Source organism: Alteromonas sp. ABH4_453 (assembly GCF_056160665.1).
Genome location: NZ_JBSWXP010000002.1, coordinates 488,059 through 505,314, shown reverse-complemented (window position 1 = coordinate 505,314; position 17,256 = coordinate 488,059). Strand labels below are relative to the sequence as shown.

General features: G+C 45.9%; 16 protein-coding genes. 11 read left to right on the top strand and 5 right to left on the bottom strand.

Annotated features, from left to right (window positions below):
* Positions 1-133: 133 nt before the first annotated feature.
* A complete protein-coding gene (locus ACXAGV_RS05630; RefSeq protein WP_014950994.1) occupies positions 134-316 on the top strand; it encodes a hypothetical protein in 183 nt (60 codons plus the stop codon).
* 54 nt (positions 317-370) lie between these two features.
* On the opposite strand, the gene pepB is transcribed toward ACXAGV_RS05630, so the two are convergent.
* Positions 371-1,654: an aminopeptidase PepB gene (gene pepB, locus ACXAGV_RS05625; protein ID WP_474872410.1), complete on the bottom strand. Its 1,284-nt coding sequence runs from the start codon at positions 1,652-1,654 to the stop codon at positions 371-373.
* A 202-nt stretch (positions 1,655-1,856) separates the two neighbouring features.
* On the opposite strand from pepB, the gene sfsA reads away from it, so the two are divergent.
* The 7 genes from sfsA (at position 1,857) to panC (ending at position 7,887) form a co-directional block, all read left to right on the top strand.
* A complete protein-coding gene (gene sfsA, locus ACXAGV_RS05620; protein ID WP_474872409.1) occupies positions 1,857-2,573 on the top strand; it encodes a DNA/RNA nuclease SfsA in 717 nt (238 codons plus the stop codon).
* Positions 2,574-2,813: 240 nt separating this feature from the next.
* Positions 2,814-3,263: an RNA polymerase-binding protein DksA gene (gene dksA / locus ACXAGV_RS05615; RefSeq protein ID WP_025257553.1), complete on the top strand. Its 450-nt coding sequence runs from the start codon at positions 2,814-2,816 to the stop codon at positions 3,261-3,263.
* A gap of 73 nt (positions 3,264-3,336) precedes the next feature.
* Complete coding sequence (gene gluQRS / locus ACXAGV_RS05610) at positions 3,337-4,251, top strand: tRNA glutamyl-Q(34) synthetase GluQRS (RefSeq protein ID WP_474872408.1); 915 nt, start codon at positions 3,337-3,339, stop codon at positions 4,249-4,251.
* A 107-nt stretch (positions 4,252-4,358) separates the two neighbouring features.
* Positions 4,359-5,681, top strand: coding sequence for a polynucleotide adenylyltransferase PcnB (gene pcnB, locus ACXAGV_RS05605; protein WP_474872407.1), 1,323 nt, complete (start codon positions 4,359-4,361; stop codon positions 5,679-5,681).
* Complete coding sequence (gene folK / locus ACXAGV_RS05600) at positions 5,674-6,189, top strand: 2-amino-4-hydroxy-6-hydroxymethyldihydropteridine diphosphokinase (protein ID WP_474872406.1); 516 nt, start codon at positions 5,674-5,676, stop codon at positions 6,187-6,189. The genes pcnB and folK overlap by 8 nt, the downstream gene beginning before the upstream one ends.
* A gap of 40 nt (positions 6,190-6,229) precedes the next feature.
* Positions 6,230-7,024, top strand: coding sequence for a 3-methyl-2-oxobutanoate hydroxymethyltransferase (panB, locus tag ACXAGV_RS05595; protein WP_474872405.1), 795 nt, complete (start codon positions 6,230-6,232; stop codon positions 7,022-7,024).
* An 11-nt stretch (positions 7,025-7,035) separates the two neighbouring features.
* The gene (gene panC, locus ACXAGV_RS05590) at positions 7,036-7,887 is read left to right on the top strand and encodes a pantoate--beta-alanine ligase (RefSeq protein ID WP_474872404.1); all 852 of its coding nucleotides are present in this window, start codon (positions 7,036-7,038) and stop codon (positions 7,885-7,887) included.
* Between the two features lie 141 nt (positions 7,888-8,028).
* Here the strand turns inward: panC and panP are convergent, their stop codons facing one another.
* Complete coding sequence (gene panP, locus ACXAGV_RS05585) at positions 8,029-9,663, bottom strand: pyridoxal-dependent aspartate 1-decarboxylase PanP (protein WP_474872403.1); 1,635 nt, start codon at positions 9,661-9,663, stop codon at positions 8,029-8,031.
* 564 nt (positions 9,664-10,227) lie between these two features.
* Here panP and ACXAGV_RS05580 point away from each other — a divergent pair.
* Positions 10,228-10,959: an EAL domain-containing protein gene (locus ACXAGV_RS05580; RefSeq protein WP_474872402.1), complete on the top strand. Its 732-nt coding sequence runs from the start codon at positions 10,228-10,230 to the stop codon at positions 10,957-10,959.
* Between the two features lie 96 nt (positions 10,960-11,055).
* Here the strand turns inward: ACXAGV_RS05580 and trmB are convergent, their stop codons facing one another.
* From trmB to ACXAGV_RS05565, 3 genes are read right to left on the bottom strand one after another with little or no spacing between them, the layout of a single operon-like run.
* A complete protein-coding gene (trmB, locus tag ACXAGV_RS05575; RefSeq protein WP_474872401.1) occupies positions 11,056-11,733 on the bottom strand; it encodes a tRNA (guanine(46)-N(7))-methyltransferase TrmB in 678 nt (225 codons plus the stop codon).
* A complete protein-coding gene (locus tag ACXAGV_RS05570) occupies positions 11,733-12,548 on the bottom strand; it encodes an ABC transporter permease (protein ID WP_202941330.1) in 816 nt (271 codons plus the stop codon). The genes trmB and ACXAGV_RS05570 overlap by 1 nt, the downstream gene beginning before the upstream one ends.
* 26 nt (positions 12,549-12,574) lie before the next feature.
* Positions 12,575-13,507, bottom strand: coding sequence for an ABC transporter ATP-binding protein (locus ACXAGV_RS05565; RefSeq protein WP_474872400.1), 933 nt, complete (start codon positions 13,505-13,507; stop codon positions 12,575-12,577).
* A 705-nt stretch (positions 13,508-14,212) separates the two neighbouring features.
* Between ACXAGV_RS05565 and pdsR the strand changes: the two genes are divergently transcribed.
* Positions 14,213-14,902, top strand: coding sequence for a proteobacterial dedicated sortase system response regulator (gene pdsR, locus ACXAGV_RS05560; RefSeq protein WP_474872399.1), 690 nt, complete (start codon positions 14,213-14,215; stop codon positions 14,900-14,902).
* Positions 14,903-14,963: 61 nt separating this feature from the next.
* The gene (gene pdsS, locus ACXAGV_RS05555; RefSeq protein ID WP_474872398.1) at positions 14,964-17,150 is read left to right on the top strand and encodes a proteobacterial dedicated sortase system histidine kinase; all 2,187 of its coding nucleotides are present in this window, start codon (positions 14,964-14,966) and stop codon (positions 17,148-17,150) included.
* The last annotated feature ends 106 nt before the right edge of the window (positions 17,151-17,256 follow it).

Genomic DNA, 17,256 nt, shown 5'->3' with positions numbered 1-17,256 from the left:
GGCAATTTATTCGCCTTTTAGGTAATGTCTTAACCATTGCACTTTTGATGTAATGGTAAAAAATTTTCTGCTTTGCCCAAAGCAAAGGCCTTGTTAATACAGAACAATAACAATCAAAATAGGAAAAATTACAATGAGTTTGATGACAGTTAAAGAAGTGGCTGCTTTTTTAGGCGTTCAAGAGGTACGCGTAGAGCGCCTTGAACGTGAAAGCCTATTAGTATCAAAAGACAAAGATACTGACGGTAATCCACTTTTCGATAGCGGCGACGTTGAACGCTATAAAACCCTGGCCGAACGCTTGGGTGGGATCTAATTTACGATAAAATAGCGTTCGACAGTCATTGGCACCGTCGAACGCTGTTTTTATTTAAGCACTAAAGTCTTTTAACATTCTAGCGATTGAGCGAATACCTTTCGCTGTTGCCCCTACCGGCATTTCAGATGTTGCCCCGCCATGGTAAGCAGCGGCTAAATCCAAATGTACCCAGCCTTCTGGCTTAACAAAGCGTGATAAGAAGCCCGCAGCGTTTGATGCACCGCCACCACCGCCACCTTTCATCGGGCGACTGTTTGCTGTATCTGCGAACGCCGATGGACAGCGCTCTGCGTGGAAATCTTCAAGTGGTAGCGGCCAAAAACGTTCGTTTTCTGCCTTTGCTGCTTTAAGCATTTGTTCGCGGGCATTATCATCTAACGAGAATACGCCATGGTAGTCAGAACCCAGTGCAACCACTGCAGCACCGGTTAGTGTTGCTGCATCAATAATTAGCGGTGCGCCCGTCTCTGTTGCCGCCATCAAACCATCAGCCAGCACTAAACGCCCTTCAGCATCGGTATTAACAACTTCAACGGTTACCCCATTTTTATAGGTAAGCACATCACCCAACTTATAAGCGTGACCGCTAATAAGGTTTTCTGCACAGCACAAAATAAGCTGAATACGCTTTTCACTGCCTTGAGAAATAGATAGCCCTAATGCCCCTGTTACAGTCGCTGCGCCACCCATGTCACACTTCATATCTAACATGCCTTCGCTAGATTTAATGCTGTAGCCACCGCTGTCGAACGTGATACCTTTGCCAACTAGCACGGCATCAACCGGCGCATCCGTATTACCTGTTGGGTTGTAATCAAGTACCAGCATTGCAGGCGGACGTTCACTACCGCGGCCCACATTATAAATGCCAATCCAGCCCTGCTCTTTAAGATCTTCACCTACCGTCATTGAGTAAGTGACCTTGTCACCACCCACTGATTTAAGCCACTGTGCTGCTCGGGTTGCCAAGGTTTCAGGGCTTAAGTCTTCAGGTGTTTCGTTTACCAGCTGACGGGTAAATAGTAACGCCGCATATTCTTGCTCTAGCGCTTCTTTGTCAGCCGTTTCGGCCCATTTTATTGACGCTGGCTTGCGCGCACGCGTGAAGCTAAGTGCAAAAGCCCACTGCTGCTCTTTGTGCCAATCGCCGCTTAGCGTGACTGCTGGCAGGCTTAAGCCATCTAGCTTTCTTGCCGCTTGCTGAATTAAACGCTCATTAAGCTTGTCGTCAGGTAGATGAATAACTGCACCTGACTCAGTGAAAGAAAGCTTAGCACTCTCGCCCCACACTGCCTCAGCACTGTTTCTAGAAAGGCTAACGGTAAATTCTGCCATCGCGTTTTATTCCTTATTACATCGTTATATTATTGCAAAGCGCTTTTTGCGCTTGCACAAATGTTTGTTACTCTTTGGCGCCTTGTTTACTGCGCTTGTTGTTCACTAACCGCATAAGCTATAAGTGCTCGTTCAAAAGCACACATGCCAACTAGCGAAACACACTAACGTGTTTTCACCTACATTCTAAAAAAGGCGACACATGAAGTTTTCACCTTCCTTATTACGCGGCACCCTTATAAAAAGGTACAAGCGATTTCTTGCCGATGTTGAGTTAGACGACGGCACTATTGTAACTGCACATTGCCCTAATACTGGCGCTATGACTGGCTGTGCTGTTCCTGGATACACTGTCTTTTTAAGTGAGTCCACCAACCCAAATCGAAAACTCAAGTATACATGGGAGCTAGCCCAAACCTTTGATGGTCATTTCATCGGCATTAATACGCACAATGCTAATAAACTGGTGGCGGAAGCGCTAGATAACAAGGTGCTAAGCGAATTTTCAGACCTCACAGATTGGAAAGCAGAAGTAACACCGCCAACCGCCAATAGCCGGTTCGACTTTGCATTAACACGAAAAAACGCTGAACATCAGAGTGTTACTGAGTATATGGAAGTTAAATCCGTCACCTTAGCTGATGAAACCAAAGGGTTCTTCCCCGACGCAGTCACTCAACGCGGCGCGAAACACTGTTTAGAACTTGCTCGTTTATCTGACAGTGGTATAAAAACCAGTCTATTATTTTGCGTACAACACACCGCCATCAAAAGTGTACAAGTGGCTGAGCATATTGATCCAACTTATGCAGAAAGCGTAAAGATTGCCGCAAACGCTGGTGTAACGATTTTGGCGGCAAGCTGTATAATAGACGAACAAAAAATCCTATTAAATCAAACACTCCCTTTAAATTTATAAAAAATAGGTTGATTTTTTTCATTTCGCCTTCATATTTGCGCCTTGTTTTAGTGGGAGAACGCACTAATGCGTTTGCTGGTAGCCAGCTGGATAAATGAAAAACGCCTGGCTAATTTATGAAAGCAATACACCAGCATAATAATTACATAGACACGATTGATTGCCTGAAGTTGTCGAGTCTGATATAGATATCGGTCCAATCAGGACAAGATGGATGTCGTAGTGTAGGAGATGTGGCAGATGCCAACAGGAAAAGAAACAAAATCCCTAGGACTATTAGCGCTGGCAGGTTTACAGCCGTACGAGCCAAAAGCTGACGAAGAGTATATGGGCGAGCCCCAAATGGAGCACTTCCGTCTATTGCTTAAAGCTTGGCGCAACCAACTTCGCGAAGAAGTTGACCGTACAGTAACGCACATGAAGGATGAAGCAGCAAACTTCCCTGATCCTGTAGACCGTGCAGCTCAAGAAGAAGAATTCAGCCTTGAGTTACGTACACGTGACCGTGAGCGTAAGCTAATAAAGAAAATTGAAAAAACGCTTAAGCGAATTGAAGAAGACGATTTTGGCTTCTGCGATTCATGTGGTATCGAAATTGGTATCCGTCGCTTAGAAGCGCGTCCTACAGCAGATTTATGTATCGACTGTAAGACTATGGCTGAAATCAAAGAAAAACAACTTCAAGGTTAAGTTACTAGCCTCGATTACGTTGATATAGAAAGCCTCATCCCGAAAAGATGGGGCTTTTTGTTAAGCCTTTATTATGCATAACCACTATGTAGGGCGTTTTGCTCCCTCTCCATCCGGTCAACTCCATTTCGGTTCGCTAGTTACCGCTGTTGCCAGCTACCTGGATGCTAAAAGCCATAGCGGAAAATGGCTGCTTCGCATGGAAGATATAGACGAGCCGCGCTGTATTGCAGGTGTCGATAAAGACATACTCACTACGTTAGAGGCCCACGGTCTGCATTGGGACGGCGACGTCATCTATCAAAGCCAACAACATGCCCGCTATCAAGCGGTTCTCGATGACTTACTTACACAAGAAAAAGCCTATTTCTGTACCTGCACACGTAAGCAGATTAAAGCCATGGGCGGTGTTTATAACGGCCACTGTCGTAACAAATCGTTGTGCTCAGCCACACGAGAATGTGCCGTTCGTTTGAAGGTAGATTCACAACTTGAACCCTTTAATGACGTGCTTATGGGTAAAGTTATGCCGTCTAATTCAAGCACTGAATTGCTAGCGGAAGACGTTGTACTGAAACGACGAGATGGCTTATTTTCGTATAACCTTGTGGTCATTTTAGATGACGTATTTCAACAGGTTAACCATGTCATTAGAGGCTGTGATTTAATTGATGTCACGCCATTACAGCGCGCGGTATACCACACGCTGGATTACACTACTCCTGAATACGGTCACGTGCCGGTCGCTGCCGTGGCACCAGGCAGAAAACTAAGTAAACAAAACCGTGCAGCGCCGGTTAAAAACGAAACAGCGTTAGATAATCTCGTGCGTGTGATGCACTTTTTGGGCTTTTCCTTTCCAAATGCGTCAGAATTTGGTGATATTGATTCAACGCTTAAGACGGCTATTTCTATGTGGGATAGGAAAAAAGTAGTGAAAACACCCGAAATTATTGTTCCACAGCATGAATCCACTTATTATAGCTAACCTTTAAAGTCTGCGGAGATACCATCATCATTCATCGTGTTTTTAAATCTGTTAAGCGCGCTTTTTCAAAAGAGAGCTCGTCCTCTAACGCTTTGAAGCCTAGGACTATGACCCGTGGAGAACACGGCATTTCTCGCGAAGATGTAAGCGCAAATGCATTGAAAGTAATGTATCGCCTTAATGGAGCTGGCTTCGAATCTTATTTGGTAGGAGGCTGTGTACGCGACATTTTGATGGGTCACGAACCAAAAGATTTTGACGTGGTGACGAACGCCACACCTGAACAAATTAAAGGCTTGTTCAGAAACTGCCGCCTTATAGGCAGGCGCTTTCGCTTGGCCCACATTGTATTTGGCCGCGAAATCATTGAAGTAGCCACGTTCCGTGGTCACCACCAAGAGACTGACGAAGACGAAAACCTTCCCAAGGGCAAAGCTGTTGCAAAACGTGACGCTCATGGGCAGTTAGTACGCGATAACGTATTTGGCACCATTGAAGAAGATGCTGAGCGCCGTGACTTTACCTTTAACGCCATGTATTACAGCGTGGCAGACTTTACGGTAAAAGACTTCGCTAATGGCTTAGCCGCCATAGAAAAACGAGAAGTTGAGCTTATTGGCGACCCGGAAACACGCTATCGTGAAGATCCGGTACGCATGCTACGAGCGGTGCGCTTTGCCGTTAAGCTTGGTATGCGTATTGAAGCGAAAACCTCTGCTCCGATTAAGTCTTTGGCCAACCTTTTACAGAACATTCCACCTGCACGCTTGTTTGAAGAAACCCTTAAACTGTTTTTATCGGGTAAGGGAGAAGAAACCTTCTTAATGCTGCATGAATACGGCTTAATCGAGCCTTTATTCCCTCAGCTTACGCCGTTTTTAAAAGATGAAAACAGCCGAGAAATGCAGTTTGTACGTCGCGTACTTGCCAATACCGACGAGCGCATTAATAGCGACCAGCGTGTAACACCCGCGTTCCTCTACGCCGCGCTACTCTGGTATCCGGTTGAAGAAGAGTCACAACGCTTACAAAGCGAGTCTGGCTTAAATGCTCACGATGCCTTTAATATTGCGTCAGGCGAGGTTATCGCACGTCAAACACAACGTATTATGATCCCTAAACGCTTCTCTACCGTGGTACGGGACATATGGATTTTACAGCAACGTCTTCCTAAACGCTTTGGTCGTCGCGCGTTTCAATTGCTCACGCACCCTAAATTTAGAGCAGGCTATGACTTTTTGCTTGCCCGCGGCCAAATTGAAGGTGGCGATCTACTTGAGTTAGCCCAGTGGTGGACACACTTCCAACACGCTGACAACGGTAAGCAAAAAGGCATGCTCAACGCCCTTCGCAAAAGTGAAGGCGGACCAAAAGGTGCCCCGCGTAAGCGCAAGCGTAAACCAGCAGCGAAACGAGGTCCTGATGCATAAAGAGCACGTTTACATTGGCGTAGGTAGTAACCTTGGCAATAGCCAAGAAAAAGCGCAGCGTGCGTTTGATGCCGTTAACCAATTAGAAGATACTCGCGTACTTAAAACCTCTTCGCTTTATTCCAGTAAGCCGATGGGGCCGCAAGACCAGCCTGACTATATTAATGCAGTATGTCTAATAGAAACCTCGCTTAAACCTCACGGACTATTAAAACACCTTCAGCGCATCGAGCTAGAAGAAGGCCGCGAGCGCAAAGGTGAGCGCTGGGGCCCGCGCACGTTGGACTTAGATATATTGCTATACGGCAGTGAAACTATCGATACTGCAGACCTGATTATTCCTCACTATGGTATGGCAGAGCGAGAGTTCGTTATGGTACCTCTCTTTGAAATTGCCCCCAATATGGTAATGCACGATGGTAAGCCTATTTCAGCGTGGGTTGCTAACTGCTCGCTAGACGGACTTAGTCGCCTGCGAGACTTCCAATTAGCAACAAAATCCGTATAGTTCGCCACACGATATCAACAATATCAATCTGAGACATGTCATGAAGAAAGTAACAGTATCTGGCTTGCTTAAGAAAAAGCAGGCTGGGGAAAAGATCACCTCTTTAACCGCTTACGACGCCAGCTTCGCCAAAATGTTTGATGAACAAGGCGTAGACGCCCTTCTTATTGGCGACTCTTTAGGCATGGTTCTTCAAGGTGAGGACGACACCCTTCCTGTCACCATCGATGACATTGCCTACCACACGAAAAGTGTGCGTCGCGGCACTGAACGCGCCTTTGTATTAGCCGATATGCCGTTTATGTCTTACGCCACTCCTGAGCAAACCTACGCCAATGCAGCAAAGCTTATGGCTGCAGGTGCAAGTATGGTTAAGATGGAAGGCGGAAGCTGGTTGTGCGATACCATCAAAGGCTTAAACCTGCGCGGCGTACCTGTATGTGGCCACTTAGGCTTAACGCCCCAGTCAGTTCACGTATTCGGTGGGTTTAAAGTACAAGGTCGTGAAGCAAGCCAGGCAGAAAAGCTGCTTAGTGAAGCAAAGGCATTAGAAGAAGCCGGTATTCAGTTACTGGTACTTGAGTGCGTCCCGTCATCATTAGGGAAAGCAGTCAGCGAAGCACTGACTATACCAGTTATTGGTATTGGGGCAGGGAAAGATACCGACGGCCAAATTCTAGTGATGCATGATATGTTTGGTATAAGCGCCAACTACATGCCTAAGTTCTCCAAGAACTATCTTGTAGAAACCGGCGATATGCGTAAAGCAGTATCGAAATACATTGATGATGTGCAAAACGGTGCGTTTCCATCGGCAGAGCACAGCTTCGAGTAACGAGGTAAATTATGAAGGTGATTGATAATATTTCGGCATTGCGCGACACCGTAAATACGTGGCGTCGAAATGGTGTAACCGTAGGCTTTGTCCCCACTATGGGCAACCTGCACGATGGTCATCTCAAACTAGTTAAAAAAGCGAAAGCGCACAACGACAAAGTCGTGGTTAGCATTTTTGTTAACCCCATGCAGTTTGGCGCGAACGAAGATTTAGACGCTTACCCACGCACCATTGAAGAAGACAAAGCTAAGCTTATTTCTGTGGGTGCTGACGCCGTGTTTCTTCCTAGCGTTTCAGAAATGTATCCAGCAGGGCTGGACGCGCAGACATTCGTTGAAGTGCCTGGCATTTCCGACTCTCATTGTGGGGCAAGTCGCCCCGGCCATTTTCGCGGCGTCGCTACCGTGGTGACCAAACTGTTTAACATGGTGCAGCCAGACGATGCCTTCTTTGGTGAAAAAGACTTCCAGCAGCTACAAGTTATTCGCGCTTTGGCGCGCGACTTGTCGATGGCGGTAAAAGTTCATGGCGTGCCTACTGAGCGCGAATCGTCAGGTTTGGCAATGAGTTCTAGAAATGGCTACCTGACAGACGCAGAAAAAGACACAGCAAGTGCTATTTTTGAAGAGATGCAGCGTATTAAAGCGAGCATTGAAAATGGTAATACTAACTTTGCTGAGCTTGAAAATATCATGGTTGCTAACCTTGAAGCAAAAGGCTTTAAGAAAGACTACTGTCAGGTGGTTAACGCCGCTACCTTTGAACCGGCAAGCAATAGCGATAAAGAGTTAGTTTTGCTGGTTGCTATGTTTATGGGTAAGACGCGCTTAATTGATAATATGCAAATTACGCGACGTTAAGCGAAAGCCACTTATAAACGAAAAAACGCCCAATGCATTACTCTTAAACAGAGCCCGCATTGGGCGTTTTTTTATTTGTTCGTTCTGAGAAGTTAGCTTTTTCGTTAGCGTCTAAAAGACTAACACTTGAAAAGCTAACACCTATAAAGCAACGGTATCTGCTTCGCGAACAAAATCCATGAGTTCTTTCCACGCCTGTGTTTCTTTCGCGATTAAGTGCTGCTCAGCCAAAATCGTGGCCAAATCGTTATGGCTAGTAAGTGGGTTCGCTAACACCACGCGAAACACAGTAATACACTGGGAAGGATAATCTGGCGCTTCAAGGCGAGTACGAGATACAAATGACTTACCTGCTTCACGCTGCTGCTTTTGTACGGCAACAACAAGGGCATCAACCTTTTCATTAATAGCATTGCGGGTTTTAACATTCACATGCTTCAGCTTTTCCTGCACTTCAGCGGGACAAACGCGATAGGTCAACAGTGACAGAATAGGTGTGGTCGTCAATTCAAAGTCTTGAGCTTTATCAATCATCTGCGCAAAGTCTTTGGCTTTATCGATGCTGCGATCAATAAGCAATTCATACCCTTTTCGACCGAATATATGCAGCGCCGAATACACCATCATGGCCATACCGTTTCGGGAGCCTTCCAGCGTGGTAGCCCCTAAGTCTTTAGAGCCTGCACGCAAAATATATTGGGCATGATGTCTCACAGCGTTAGCATTTTGTGGGTCTTTGAAAAGCGCCATGCCCGCGCCCATAGGCACGTACATTTGCTTATGCGCATCGATAGTCACTGAGTCTGCGCGTTCTATTCCCTTTAGTCTGTCGCGATAACGCGCTGAGAATAGCGTAGCACCGCCCCAAGCCGCGTCCACGTGGAACCAGCAGCCTAACTCTTTGGCTACGTCAGCAAGCTCGTCTAGCGGGTCTACGTGCCCTGTTTCAGTGGTGCCACCTACCCCTACAATCGCTAGAAGCTTATTGCCTTCCTCTTGATAACGCTTACCAATGCGAAGCGCTTTTGATGGGTCAAGAGTTTGTTTTGGCGCTGGTACAGTTAACAACTGCTCGCGACCTAACCCCAGGACATCCACAGCCTTTGAGAGCGAATAATGGCCGCGCTTGCTGCACATCACGCCTAAATTATTAATATTGTAATGGCGATAGGCTGCGGCAAGACCTGCTTTAGCCACACCTGAAAAACCTTTTTGCGGGCCAAGTAGTTTGTTGCGTGCCACCCATAATGCGGTGATGTTAGCAATGGTTCCGCCAGAGCAAAAAGCGCCTAAAGAATGCGCGGCACTGTGCAAGTGCTCATCATAAAAATCCTGAGGCTGGTCGTACACAAGGTTGTGCATCATACCCAGCACTTGACGCTCTAGTGGTGTGAACGCTTTAGATGTTTCAATCTTAACCAGATTCTGATTAAGCCCGACCATTAACTTAGAAAGCGGCAAATGGAAATAGGGCAGCGCTGAGGTCATGTGACCAATAAAGGTAGGCGAGTAAGTATTAACTGAATGCGCAACAAGCTTGTCTAACAAGCTTTCAGCATGAGTAGACACAAACTCGGGTGACTCAGGCACCTTGGAGTCTGAAAAGTCTTTTTCAATTTCTTCTAACGACGTCTTTTTTGTCACGACGTGCTGCGACAAAAAATCTAAGATATTGTCAGATAAATGCTGCTCTATTTGAGCCAGCTTTGAGTCTTTGTGTTCAGGCTTGGTAAAGACCCTAAACAGGTGCTCTAAACTAACTTGTGCTTCACCCACTCAACACACCTCATACTTAAAACAATCACACATTTCGCTTACGTTTATTGGGCGAAATCAACAGGCGGTTTTGTAGGACACCGGCCTGACACTTACTTTTCCTTCTAGCCAACTAGCTTGCAACGCAGTTATTTTGCAACTGGTGCAGCTATTTAACCAATGTATCCTTTAACGGCACATCGGCAGGGCTATTGCGTGTTGACGCGGTCCATTCGTTGCCAAACCTGAAAACTTATCACAATACTTTCAGGGTGTCGCACTTTACATCAGATTGTAATGCTCGCCAAGGGGCAGACACCGCCAATTCGTTGTCATATGTGAAACATTCAGACTAGTTAGTCAATTTCTTATAATTTATGGGGTTGTGTAAGAACCCTATTGGCTCAGCGTCGCAAGCCTGAGCCTAACTCCAGACTTCTTTCAAATTAGTACCGCAAAACTTTGCACTCTCAACTATATTTAATTTATGAATAGTGCGGATGTGCAGTCTGCTATAGCTGTTAAGTGCAGGTGTCAGCGACGTATCAGTCACTATTAGATACATTATTGCAAGGAGGTCGGTTTATGCCCATTCGCGAAATATCCGAGGATTTCTCCATAGAAGATATTGTTCCTTATTTTCAACCCATTGTTGATTTAAACAGCCACGGTGTGTGGCGATATGAGTGCCTGGCACGTCTTATTACTCGAGGAGATAAGACTTTTCTTCCCAGTGAGTTTCTTTATCTTATAGAGCGAGAGCAACATGTAAATACGCTTGCAGCGAGCATGTTTGTGCAATGTGCCAGCTATTTTCACGACGTTAATATCCCTTGGAACATCAATATAACTGCCAATGACCTGCACAATATTGAGCTTACTAATACCCTCATCACCCATTTAGCAAGCTACCCCACGCCGGAGCGTGTAAGTATAGAAGTGAGTGCTTCTACTGCCCTATCCAATCCGAAAAGCCTTACCGCATTTATCGAAAAAAGCATGCATGTGGGGCTGGGCGTTTTCATCGATAACGTTGGATCATGCCCAGGTAACATACGAGCGCTTATGAACTTGCCGGTTCGGGGGATTAAGCTCGCTGGCGGGCTAATTAAACATTATGACGAACAAGAGGCAGTGAGGGAATATGTAGACTATCTGCTGTCGCTATGTGAACGCCATGGAGTAAGCACTATTGCCGAGCACGTAGAAGATGAGGCGCATCTAGAACGCGTAAAACGCCTGCCCATTCGTTATGCACAGGGATATGTGTTTAGTCCGCCCATGGCGAATGTGCGAAGTGCCACTGCGCGCCATTAACAAGCGAATTATACGAATTTGAATAACAAACGGGGCGAGATTTTCATCTCACCCCACTTTTATCAGCTTTCAGTATTTCTTGCTGCTATAGCAGACTCAGCTTTCTTCGCTACGGCAGTTAAGCTGCCAGCACGATTGACCGCTCCCTCGGTACTTTCGCTCAAACGGCGTCATGTGATCATCACCAGTGACTTCAGATAAATCAGACACCATGCCATAGTGTTTTGCCGCTTGTGCAAATTCCATTAAATAAATAAGCCAGTTGCTACGCACCTCAATATTAGGGGTGACCGCCATCAGGTCCACCATGGCCGCACTACCGTGCCAGCGCTTTTGAACCTGCGTCTTTTTAGGATAGGGGTTGGGATACAGCAGAAAGTGCTGAGTCACGTTCCAATTAGACTGCTTTACTAAGCGCCAAAAGTCATTTACATCGGCACGAACAACCCGATAGTTGTTTTGCTGTGCGCTGTAATGTTCATGCTTATCTACCCGTAGCGCCGACTTATCAATACCGATAACACGCGCATTGGGGTTTGCTCTTGCAATATTTGCCGTACTTTCGCCAACGCCGCAGCAAGAATCTAGAATAATCTCGCTACTAGCGTCGCTAAAGCCATCAAGCCAGGCACTAACATCGTCAAAAGCAGCCTGAGTATGGTCGCTAATGGGTCGCTTGTTTTCACTCGCTTGGTACTTTTTCACTAAGTCGTCTAACTTATCGTGAATACCCACCTGCGACGTGGTGATTTCTCTCGAATTACCGCTGGCCATTAGCTACGAATACCTTTACCAGTTTTAAGTAGGTAGTACGCCACGCCAAATAGCAGTGCATTAAAGCCCACTAACAAAGTAAGCGAAAGTGTCACGTTAACGTCAGATACGCCTAAGAACCCATAACGAAACCCGTTGACCATATACACAACAGGGTTCGCCTTGCTCACCCACTGCCAGAATTCAGGCAATAAGGTAAGTGAATAAAACACGCCACCTAAGTAAGTTAACGGTGTTAATACAAACGTTGGGACCACGCTGATATCATCAAAGGTCTTCGCAAACACCGCATTAATTAAGCCTGCAGTCGCAAACAAGGTAGAAGTAAGTAACAACGTGAGCGCAATAATGCCCAAATTGTGTATTTGAACATCAACAAAAAACAACGACACCAAGGTAACGATAATACCTATAAGTATGGCGCGGGCTACACCACCGCCCACATATCCCAAAATGATAACCGACGTGGGCACAGGTGACACCAATAGCTCTTCAATATTGCGCTGGAACTTTGCGCTGAAAAATGAAGATGACACGTTGGCGTAGGAGTTTGTGATCACCGACATCATAATGAGGCCGGGCACAATAAATTCCATGTAAGTAAAGCCACCCATTTCGCCAATACGGTTACCGATGAGGCTACCGAATATCACGAAGTACAAACTCATGGTAATAGCTGGCGGCACCAGAGTTTGTACCCATATGCGCAAAAAGCGCGTGCATTCTTTTATCCAAATGGTGGTTAGCGCCACATAGTTTTGCTTAAACCAACCCACGTTTTCTTCTGTGTTCATTTGTGTACTTTCAGTTTTCATGTTTTTCACCTTTACCTGCTGTGGGTTTAGCCAGCTTGCTTCGCTGATTCAACTAAACGCACAAATAGCTCTTCAAGGCGATTTGATTTATTGCGCATGCTCATTACTTGAATACTCTTTTCACTTAGCTGGGTGAAAACCGGGTTCAATCCTTCCGTTTTCTCAACATCAACTTCAAGGGTATGGTCGTCAATCAAACGGTGTTCAAAGCCCGTTAGTAGGTCATCTGTCGTCGTCATGCCCTCTGGAATTTTGATATCCAATACGAAGGTTTCTAGGCTTAATTTAGACAATAAAGCTTTCATGCTGGTGTTCTCGACAATGGTGCCCTTGTTGATAATGGCGATATTGCGACACAGCATTTCTGCTTCTTCAAGATAGTGGGTAGTGAGGATAATGGTTATCCCCTGACGATTAATCTCTTCTAAGAACCCCCACATAGAGCGGCGAATTTCAATATCTACGCCCGCGGTTGGCTCATCTAAAATAAGCAATTTCGGTTCATGCATAAGTGCTCGGGCAATCATGAGTCTTCGCTTCATACCGCCCGATAGCTCACGGGCGCGGGCATCGCGTTTTTCCCACAGGTCAAGCTGAGCAAGGTATTTTTTAGCGCGCTCTTTCGCAATACTGCGCGGTACGCCGTAGTAACCCGCCTGATTCAATACAATTTGCAGTACGGTTTCAAACTGGTTGAAGTTGAACTCTTGTGGCACCAGTCCAATGCAGGCTTTAGCCTGCTCTTTTTGCGTTGTGAGGTCATATCCAAATACCGAAACGCTGCCAGTAGTTTGGTTAACAAGTGAGCTGATAATACCAATAGTGGTAGATTTACCCGCCCCATTAGGACCAAGTAATGCAAAGAAGTCCCCTTCTTGAACTGTGAGGTCGACGCCTTTTAAAGCCTGTACGCCACCTTTGTAGGTTTTGGTTAACCCTTTAATGTCTAACGCTTTCATGATTTGCCCGTAGTGAGAGTGTGACCACTAAGACGTGTTGACCTTTGATGCAAACCAAAGGTCAGCACGCCCTAACCAACTTGAGTGAGATGTTGCTATCTTGCGCTAACAATATATAGCCAACGAAGTGTAACCTAGTTCATGCTATTAAATGAATAAACTCGCGTTTAGTGGTTGCTTTACACAGTTGTAAATGAGAGCGGAAACAGCTTTTTTCAACCCTTATAAAAAAGCGCCGCGTACCGTTGGGGTAGTACGCAGCGCAAAGGGTAGCTTAATAGCAGTCTGTAAAGGTTTACGTAGAAGTTCAGCCTTACCACTTCCACGGCACTGTTTCACGCTTAACTTTCAATAAAAGATGGAGAAACAGTACAACCTGCCATGCTCGCTTGGTGTACTTTGCAGCTACACACTGAACTCGACAGACAACTGCTATTTAACGCGGTATACATGGCGAAAAAAGCGCGCAATTGTGGAAATGTAGTGGTGATTTAAAATGCCTGTACAATCAGCATGTAGAGAAGTGCGCAGAGTCTTATTTAAAGTCGCGTTTCTCAATGTTATACCAGCTAAAATTTCACGATGGCCTCTCTCAAATATGGCGTAAATGAGGCAGGCTTGAGGATTTTATGCCGAACTTAGGCAACAGCTGTCATTCATAGGTATAGTGTTCGCTGTATCAGAATTATATTTGCGGGTTAATGTATGCCAAAGACAATTGCATTAGTGGAAGATGACGCGGCCATTCGCGAAAACTACATTATGGCGCTTAAAGCGCAGGGCTATAGCGTGAATGCCTATGAGGACAGGCCTTCTGCTGCTGAAGCGTTTAACCACACCCTACCCGACTTAGCCATTATCGATATTGGTTTGAAAGATGAAATTGAGGGGGGCTTTATGCTGTGTCAGCAACTGCGAGGCCTATCACAAACCCTACCTATCATCTTTTTTACTGCACGAGATAACGACGTAGATACTATCAGCGGCCTTAGAATGGGCGCCGATGATTACCTGACTAAAGATATCAGCATGGCTCACTTGCTAGCACGCATTGCAGCCTTGTTCAGGCGTACAGACTTACTTGCTGCCCCCACAGAGCAAAAAGATGAGCTAAAAGTAGGTGACTTAAAAGTAGATGTATCGAGAATGACGGTAAGCTGGCAAAACCAGCCCGTATTGTTGACGGTCACAGAGTTTTGGATGTTACATGCGCTCATTAAGCGTCCAGGTCATGTGAAAAGCCGCCAACAGCTTATGGATGAATCTAGAATGGTGGTAGATGACACCACCATTACTTCGCATATCAAACGTATGCGCAAGAAGTTTGTGCAGCTAGACTCAAACTTCGATCATATCGACACCGTGTACGGCATGGGGTATCGCTGGCAGCTGTAGCTGGCTTTCGACCAAGACCACGTTTCATCTGATTAAATGATAAGGGCAACCGACTACAAACATGGGATTTCGCTTTTCTATTCGTCTGCAGCTTATGGTGCTGTCGCTGTTCTTATTCACCATACCCTACTTAGGTTATAACTATGTGTGGGAGTTAGAACAGTATCTGCGAAACGGTCAAGAGCAAACCATGATTGGCACGGCGCGAGCTGTTGCCACTGCCCTTCACGAACGCCCCGCTTTATTTGATAGCCAATCGGCGTATCTTCAAGACGTGCGCCCTGGAACAGATCTTTACGCTCCGCCTATCCCGTCCCCCATTCGACTGGATGGCGAGCTTAACGACTGGCAGCAAGTCAGCGAGTTAATGAGTGAGTATGGCAGTGGCGAAGTTATTGAGTACTACAATGGTTATGCAGGTGAACCCACCAGTTTATCGTTCAAGCATATGGTGGGGCGCTACGGTCAATTTCTGTATGCCATGTTTGAAGTCAGTGATGACATGCTGCTCTGGCGGCAACCCAATAGTTTAAGCGTGGAGACAGGCGACCACTTACTTGTGGGCATGGAAACTCCACAGGGAGAATTAGCTAGGTATGTTGTTGCCCCTTATGAGAGTGGCTGGGTAAATGCATACAAGCTCGCGGACAACACAACGACGACACGGGCGGTAGAGAACGCGCTCTCTATTCAGGGCAGATGGCAAGAGACTGCCACGGGCTACAACATTGAACTGCGCTTTCCGCTATCTATGACCACAGGCGGCTTAGCATTTACACTTGTCGATATAGACGACAATGAAAGTCGATTGAAGCAGTACGCGTTAGGCACGGCGAATACAAAAGAGCTCTCTGAGTTGGGCACTGTAATCACACCGTCCCCCGAAATTGAACGCATACTGTCTGGGTTAAAATATGCTGATTCACGGGTGTGGGTAGTAGATAAGCACAAACGCGTACTCGCCCGCGCTGGTGACATTCAATCGGCCACTGGCATTGAAGTAGATGAAAAAGAAACCTCTACAAATGCAATTTGGCACTGGGTTGAGAGTGAGTGGTTACTTCCACTTTATTATCAGATTCTTACGCGGCCACCGGCCGACTTTATTGACGAGCTAGACGATGCTTATGCATTGGTAGGGCAGGATTTAGGCACTGCGCTGAATGGCCAACCCGATTCACTATGGCGTTTGTCACCCGATAACAAAGCCATAGTACTTTCCGCTGCCTACCCTATTTTTATTGAAGGCAACGTAATGGGTGCGGTTATTGTAGAGCAAACCACCAATGGTATTCGTACGTTGCGGAACCGGGCGTTAGAACAGCTCTTTCACGTTATTTTGGCAGTAATGACTATCGGTACATTAGGATTACTGCTGTTCGCTACGCGAATTTCAAACCGCATTCGCTCCCTTCGCGATAACACCGAAGCGGTGATAGATGATAATGGCAAAATCATTGGCACCCTTCCGGTTTCAAATCAGCGTGATGAAATTGGTGATTTATCCCGTTCATTTGCGGATGTGCTTTCACGGTTACAGCAGTACAACTCCTATTTAGAAAACATGGCATCCCGCTTATCTCACGAACTTAGGACACCCATTGCCGTAGTAAAGTCGTCACTAGATATGCTGTCTCACGTGCACGATGCTGATCAACAGACAGTATTTGTTGAAAGGGCTCAGTCGGGCGTAAACCGCCTAAGTACTATCTTAAACAGTATGAGTGAAGCCACGCGATTAGAGCAGGCAATTGAGCAAGAAGACTTAGTAACCTTCAATCTAGTGAAAGTCATCGAAGGATGTGTAGAGGGCTATCAGCACACTTACTCGCTAAGAAAATGGACATTCATATCAACGGACAATAGTTTATTGATTGATGGCGCTCCTGAGCTCATTGCCCAACTTTTCGATAAAATTGTTTCAAACGCCGTCGATTTCAGCCAGCAAGGCGATGAAATTGTTATTCAGTTGGAAAGGCTCAACAAATCGGTGACGTTGTCTGTAAGTAATCCGGGGCCGTTGCTTCCTAAAGGGATGAAGAACCAGCTTACTCAGTCCATGGTATCGGTAAGAGAAGAGAAAGACCTGCAAAGTGCTGCACAATCTCCACATCTTGGTCTTGGATTGTATATTGCAAATATGATCGCCCGGTTCCACAAAGGCCGACTATCGCTGAACGATAGAGAAGATGCATCTGGTGTGGTTGTGCTGGTAACATTTCCCATATCCACCAACATAAAGCATTAAGCATTTATTAAAACACTTTAAAAACAAATCAAATGAGAATGTTTATCATTTATGTTTACATATCCATTTTTATTAAATAGACTTCGTCCTCCTTACACACACTCAA

Bases quoted from the DNA above. Each gene is read 5' to 3' on its own strand.
- ACXAGV_RS05630 (WP_014950994.1), top strand. From the start codon at position 134: ATGAGTTTGATGACAGTTAAAGAAGTGGCTGCTTTTTTAGGCGTTCAA.
- pepB (WP_474872410.1), bottom strand. From the start codon at position 1,654: ATGGCAGAATTTACCGTTAGCCTTTCTAGAAACAGTGCTGAGGCAGTG.
- sfsA (WP_474872409.1), top strand. From the start codon at position 1,857: ATGAAGTTTTCACCTTCCTTATTACGCGGCACCCTTATAAAAAGGTAC.
- dksA (WP_025257553.1), top strand. From the start codon at position 2,814: ATGCCAACAGGAAAAGAAACAAAATCCCTAGGACTATTAGCGCTGGCA.
- gluQRS (WP_474872408.1), top strand. From the start codon at position 3,337: ATGCATAACCACTATGTAGGGCGTTTTGCTCCCTCTCCATCCGGTCAA.
- pcnB (WP_474872407.1), top strand. From the start codon at position 4,359: ATGACCCGTGGAGAACACGGCATTTCTCGCGAAGATGTAAGCGCAAAT.
- folK (WP_474872406.1), top strand. From the start codon at position 5,674: ATGCATAAAGAGCACGTTTACATTGGCGTAGGTAGTAACCTTGGCAAT.
- panB (WP_474872405.1), top strand. From the start codon at position 6,230: ATGAAGAAAGTAACAGTATCTGGCTTGCTTAAGAAAAAGCAGGCTGGG.
- panC (WP_474872404.1), top strand. From the start codon at position 7,036: ATGAAGGTGATTGATAATATTTCGGCATTGCGCGACACCGTAAATACG.
- ACXAGV_RS05580 (WP_474872402.1), top strand. From the start codon at position 10,228: ATGCCCATTCGCGAAATATCCGAGGATTTCTCCATAGAAGATATTGTT.
- trmB (WP_474872401.1), bottom strand. From the start codon at position 11,733: ATGGCCAGCGGTAATTCGAGAGAAATCACCACGTCGCAGGTGGGTATT.
- ACXAGV_RS05570 (WP_202941330.1), bottom strand. From the start codon at position 12,548: ATGAAAACTGAAAGTACACAAATGAACACAGAAGAAAACGTGGGTTGG.
- ACXAGV_RS05565 (WP_474872400.1), bottom strand. From the start codon at position 13,507: ATGAAAGCGTTAGACATTAAAGGGTTAACCAAAACCTACAAAGGTGGC.
- pdsR (WP_474872399.1), top strand. From the start codon at position 14,213: ATGCCAAAGACAATTGCATTAGTGGAAGATGACGCGGCCATTCGCGAA.
- pdsS (WP_474872398.1), top strand. From the start codon at position 14,964: ATGGGATTTCGCTTTTCTATTCGTCTGCAGCTTATGGTGCTGTCGCTG.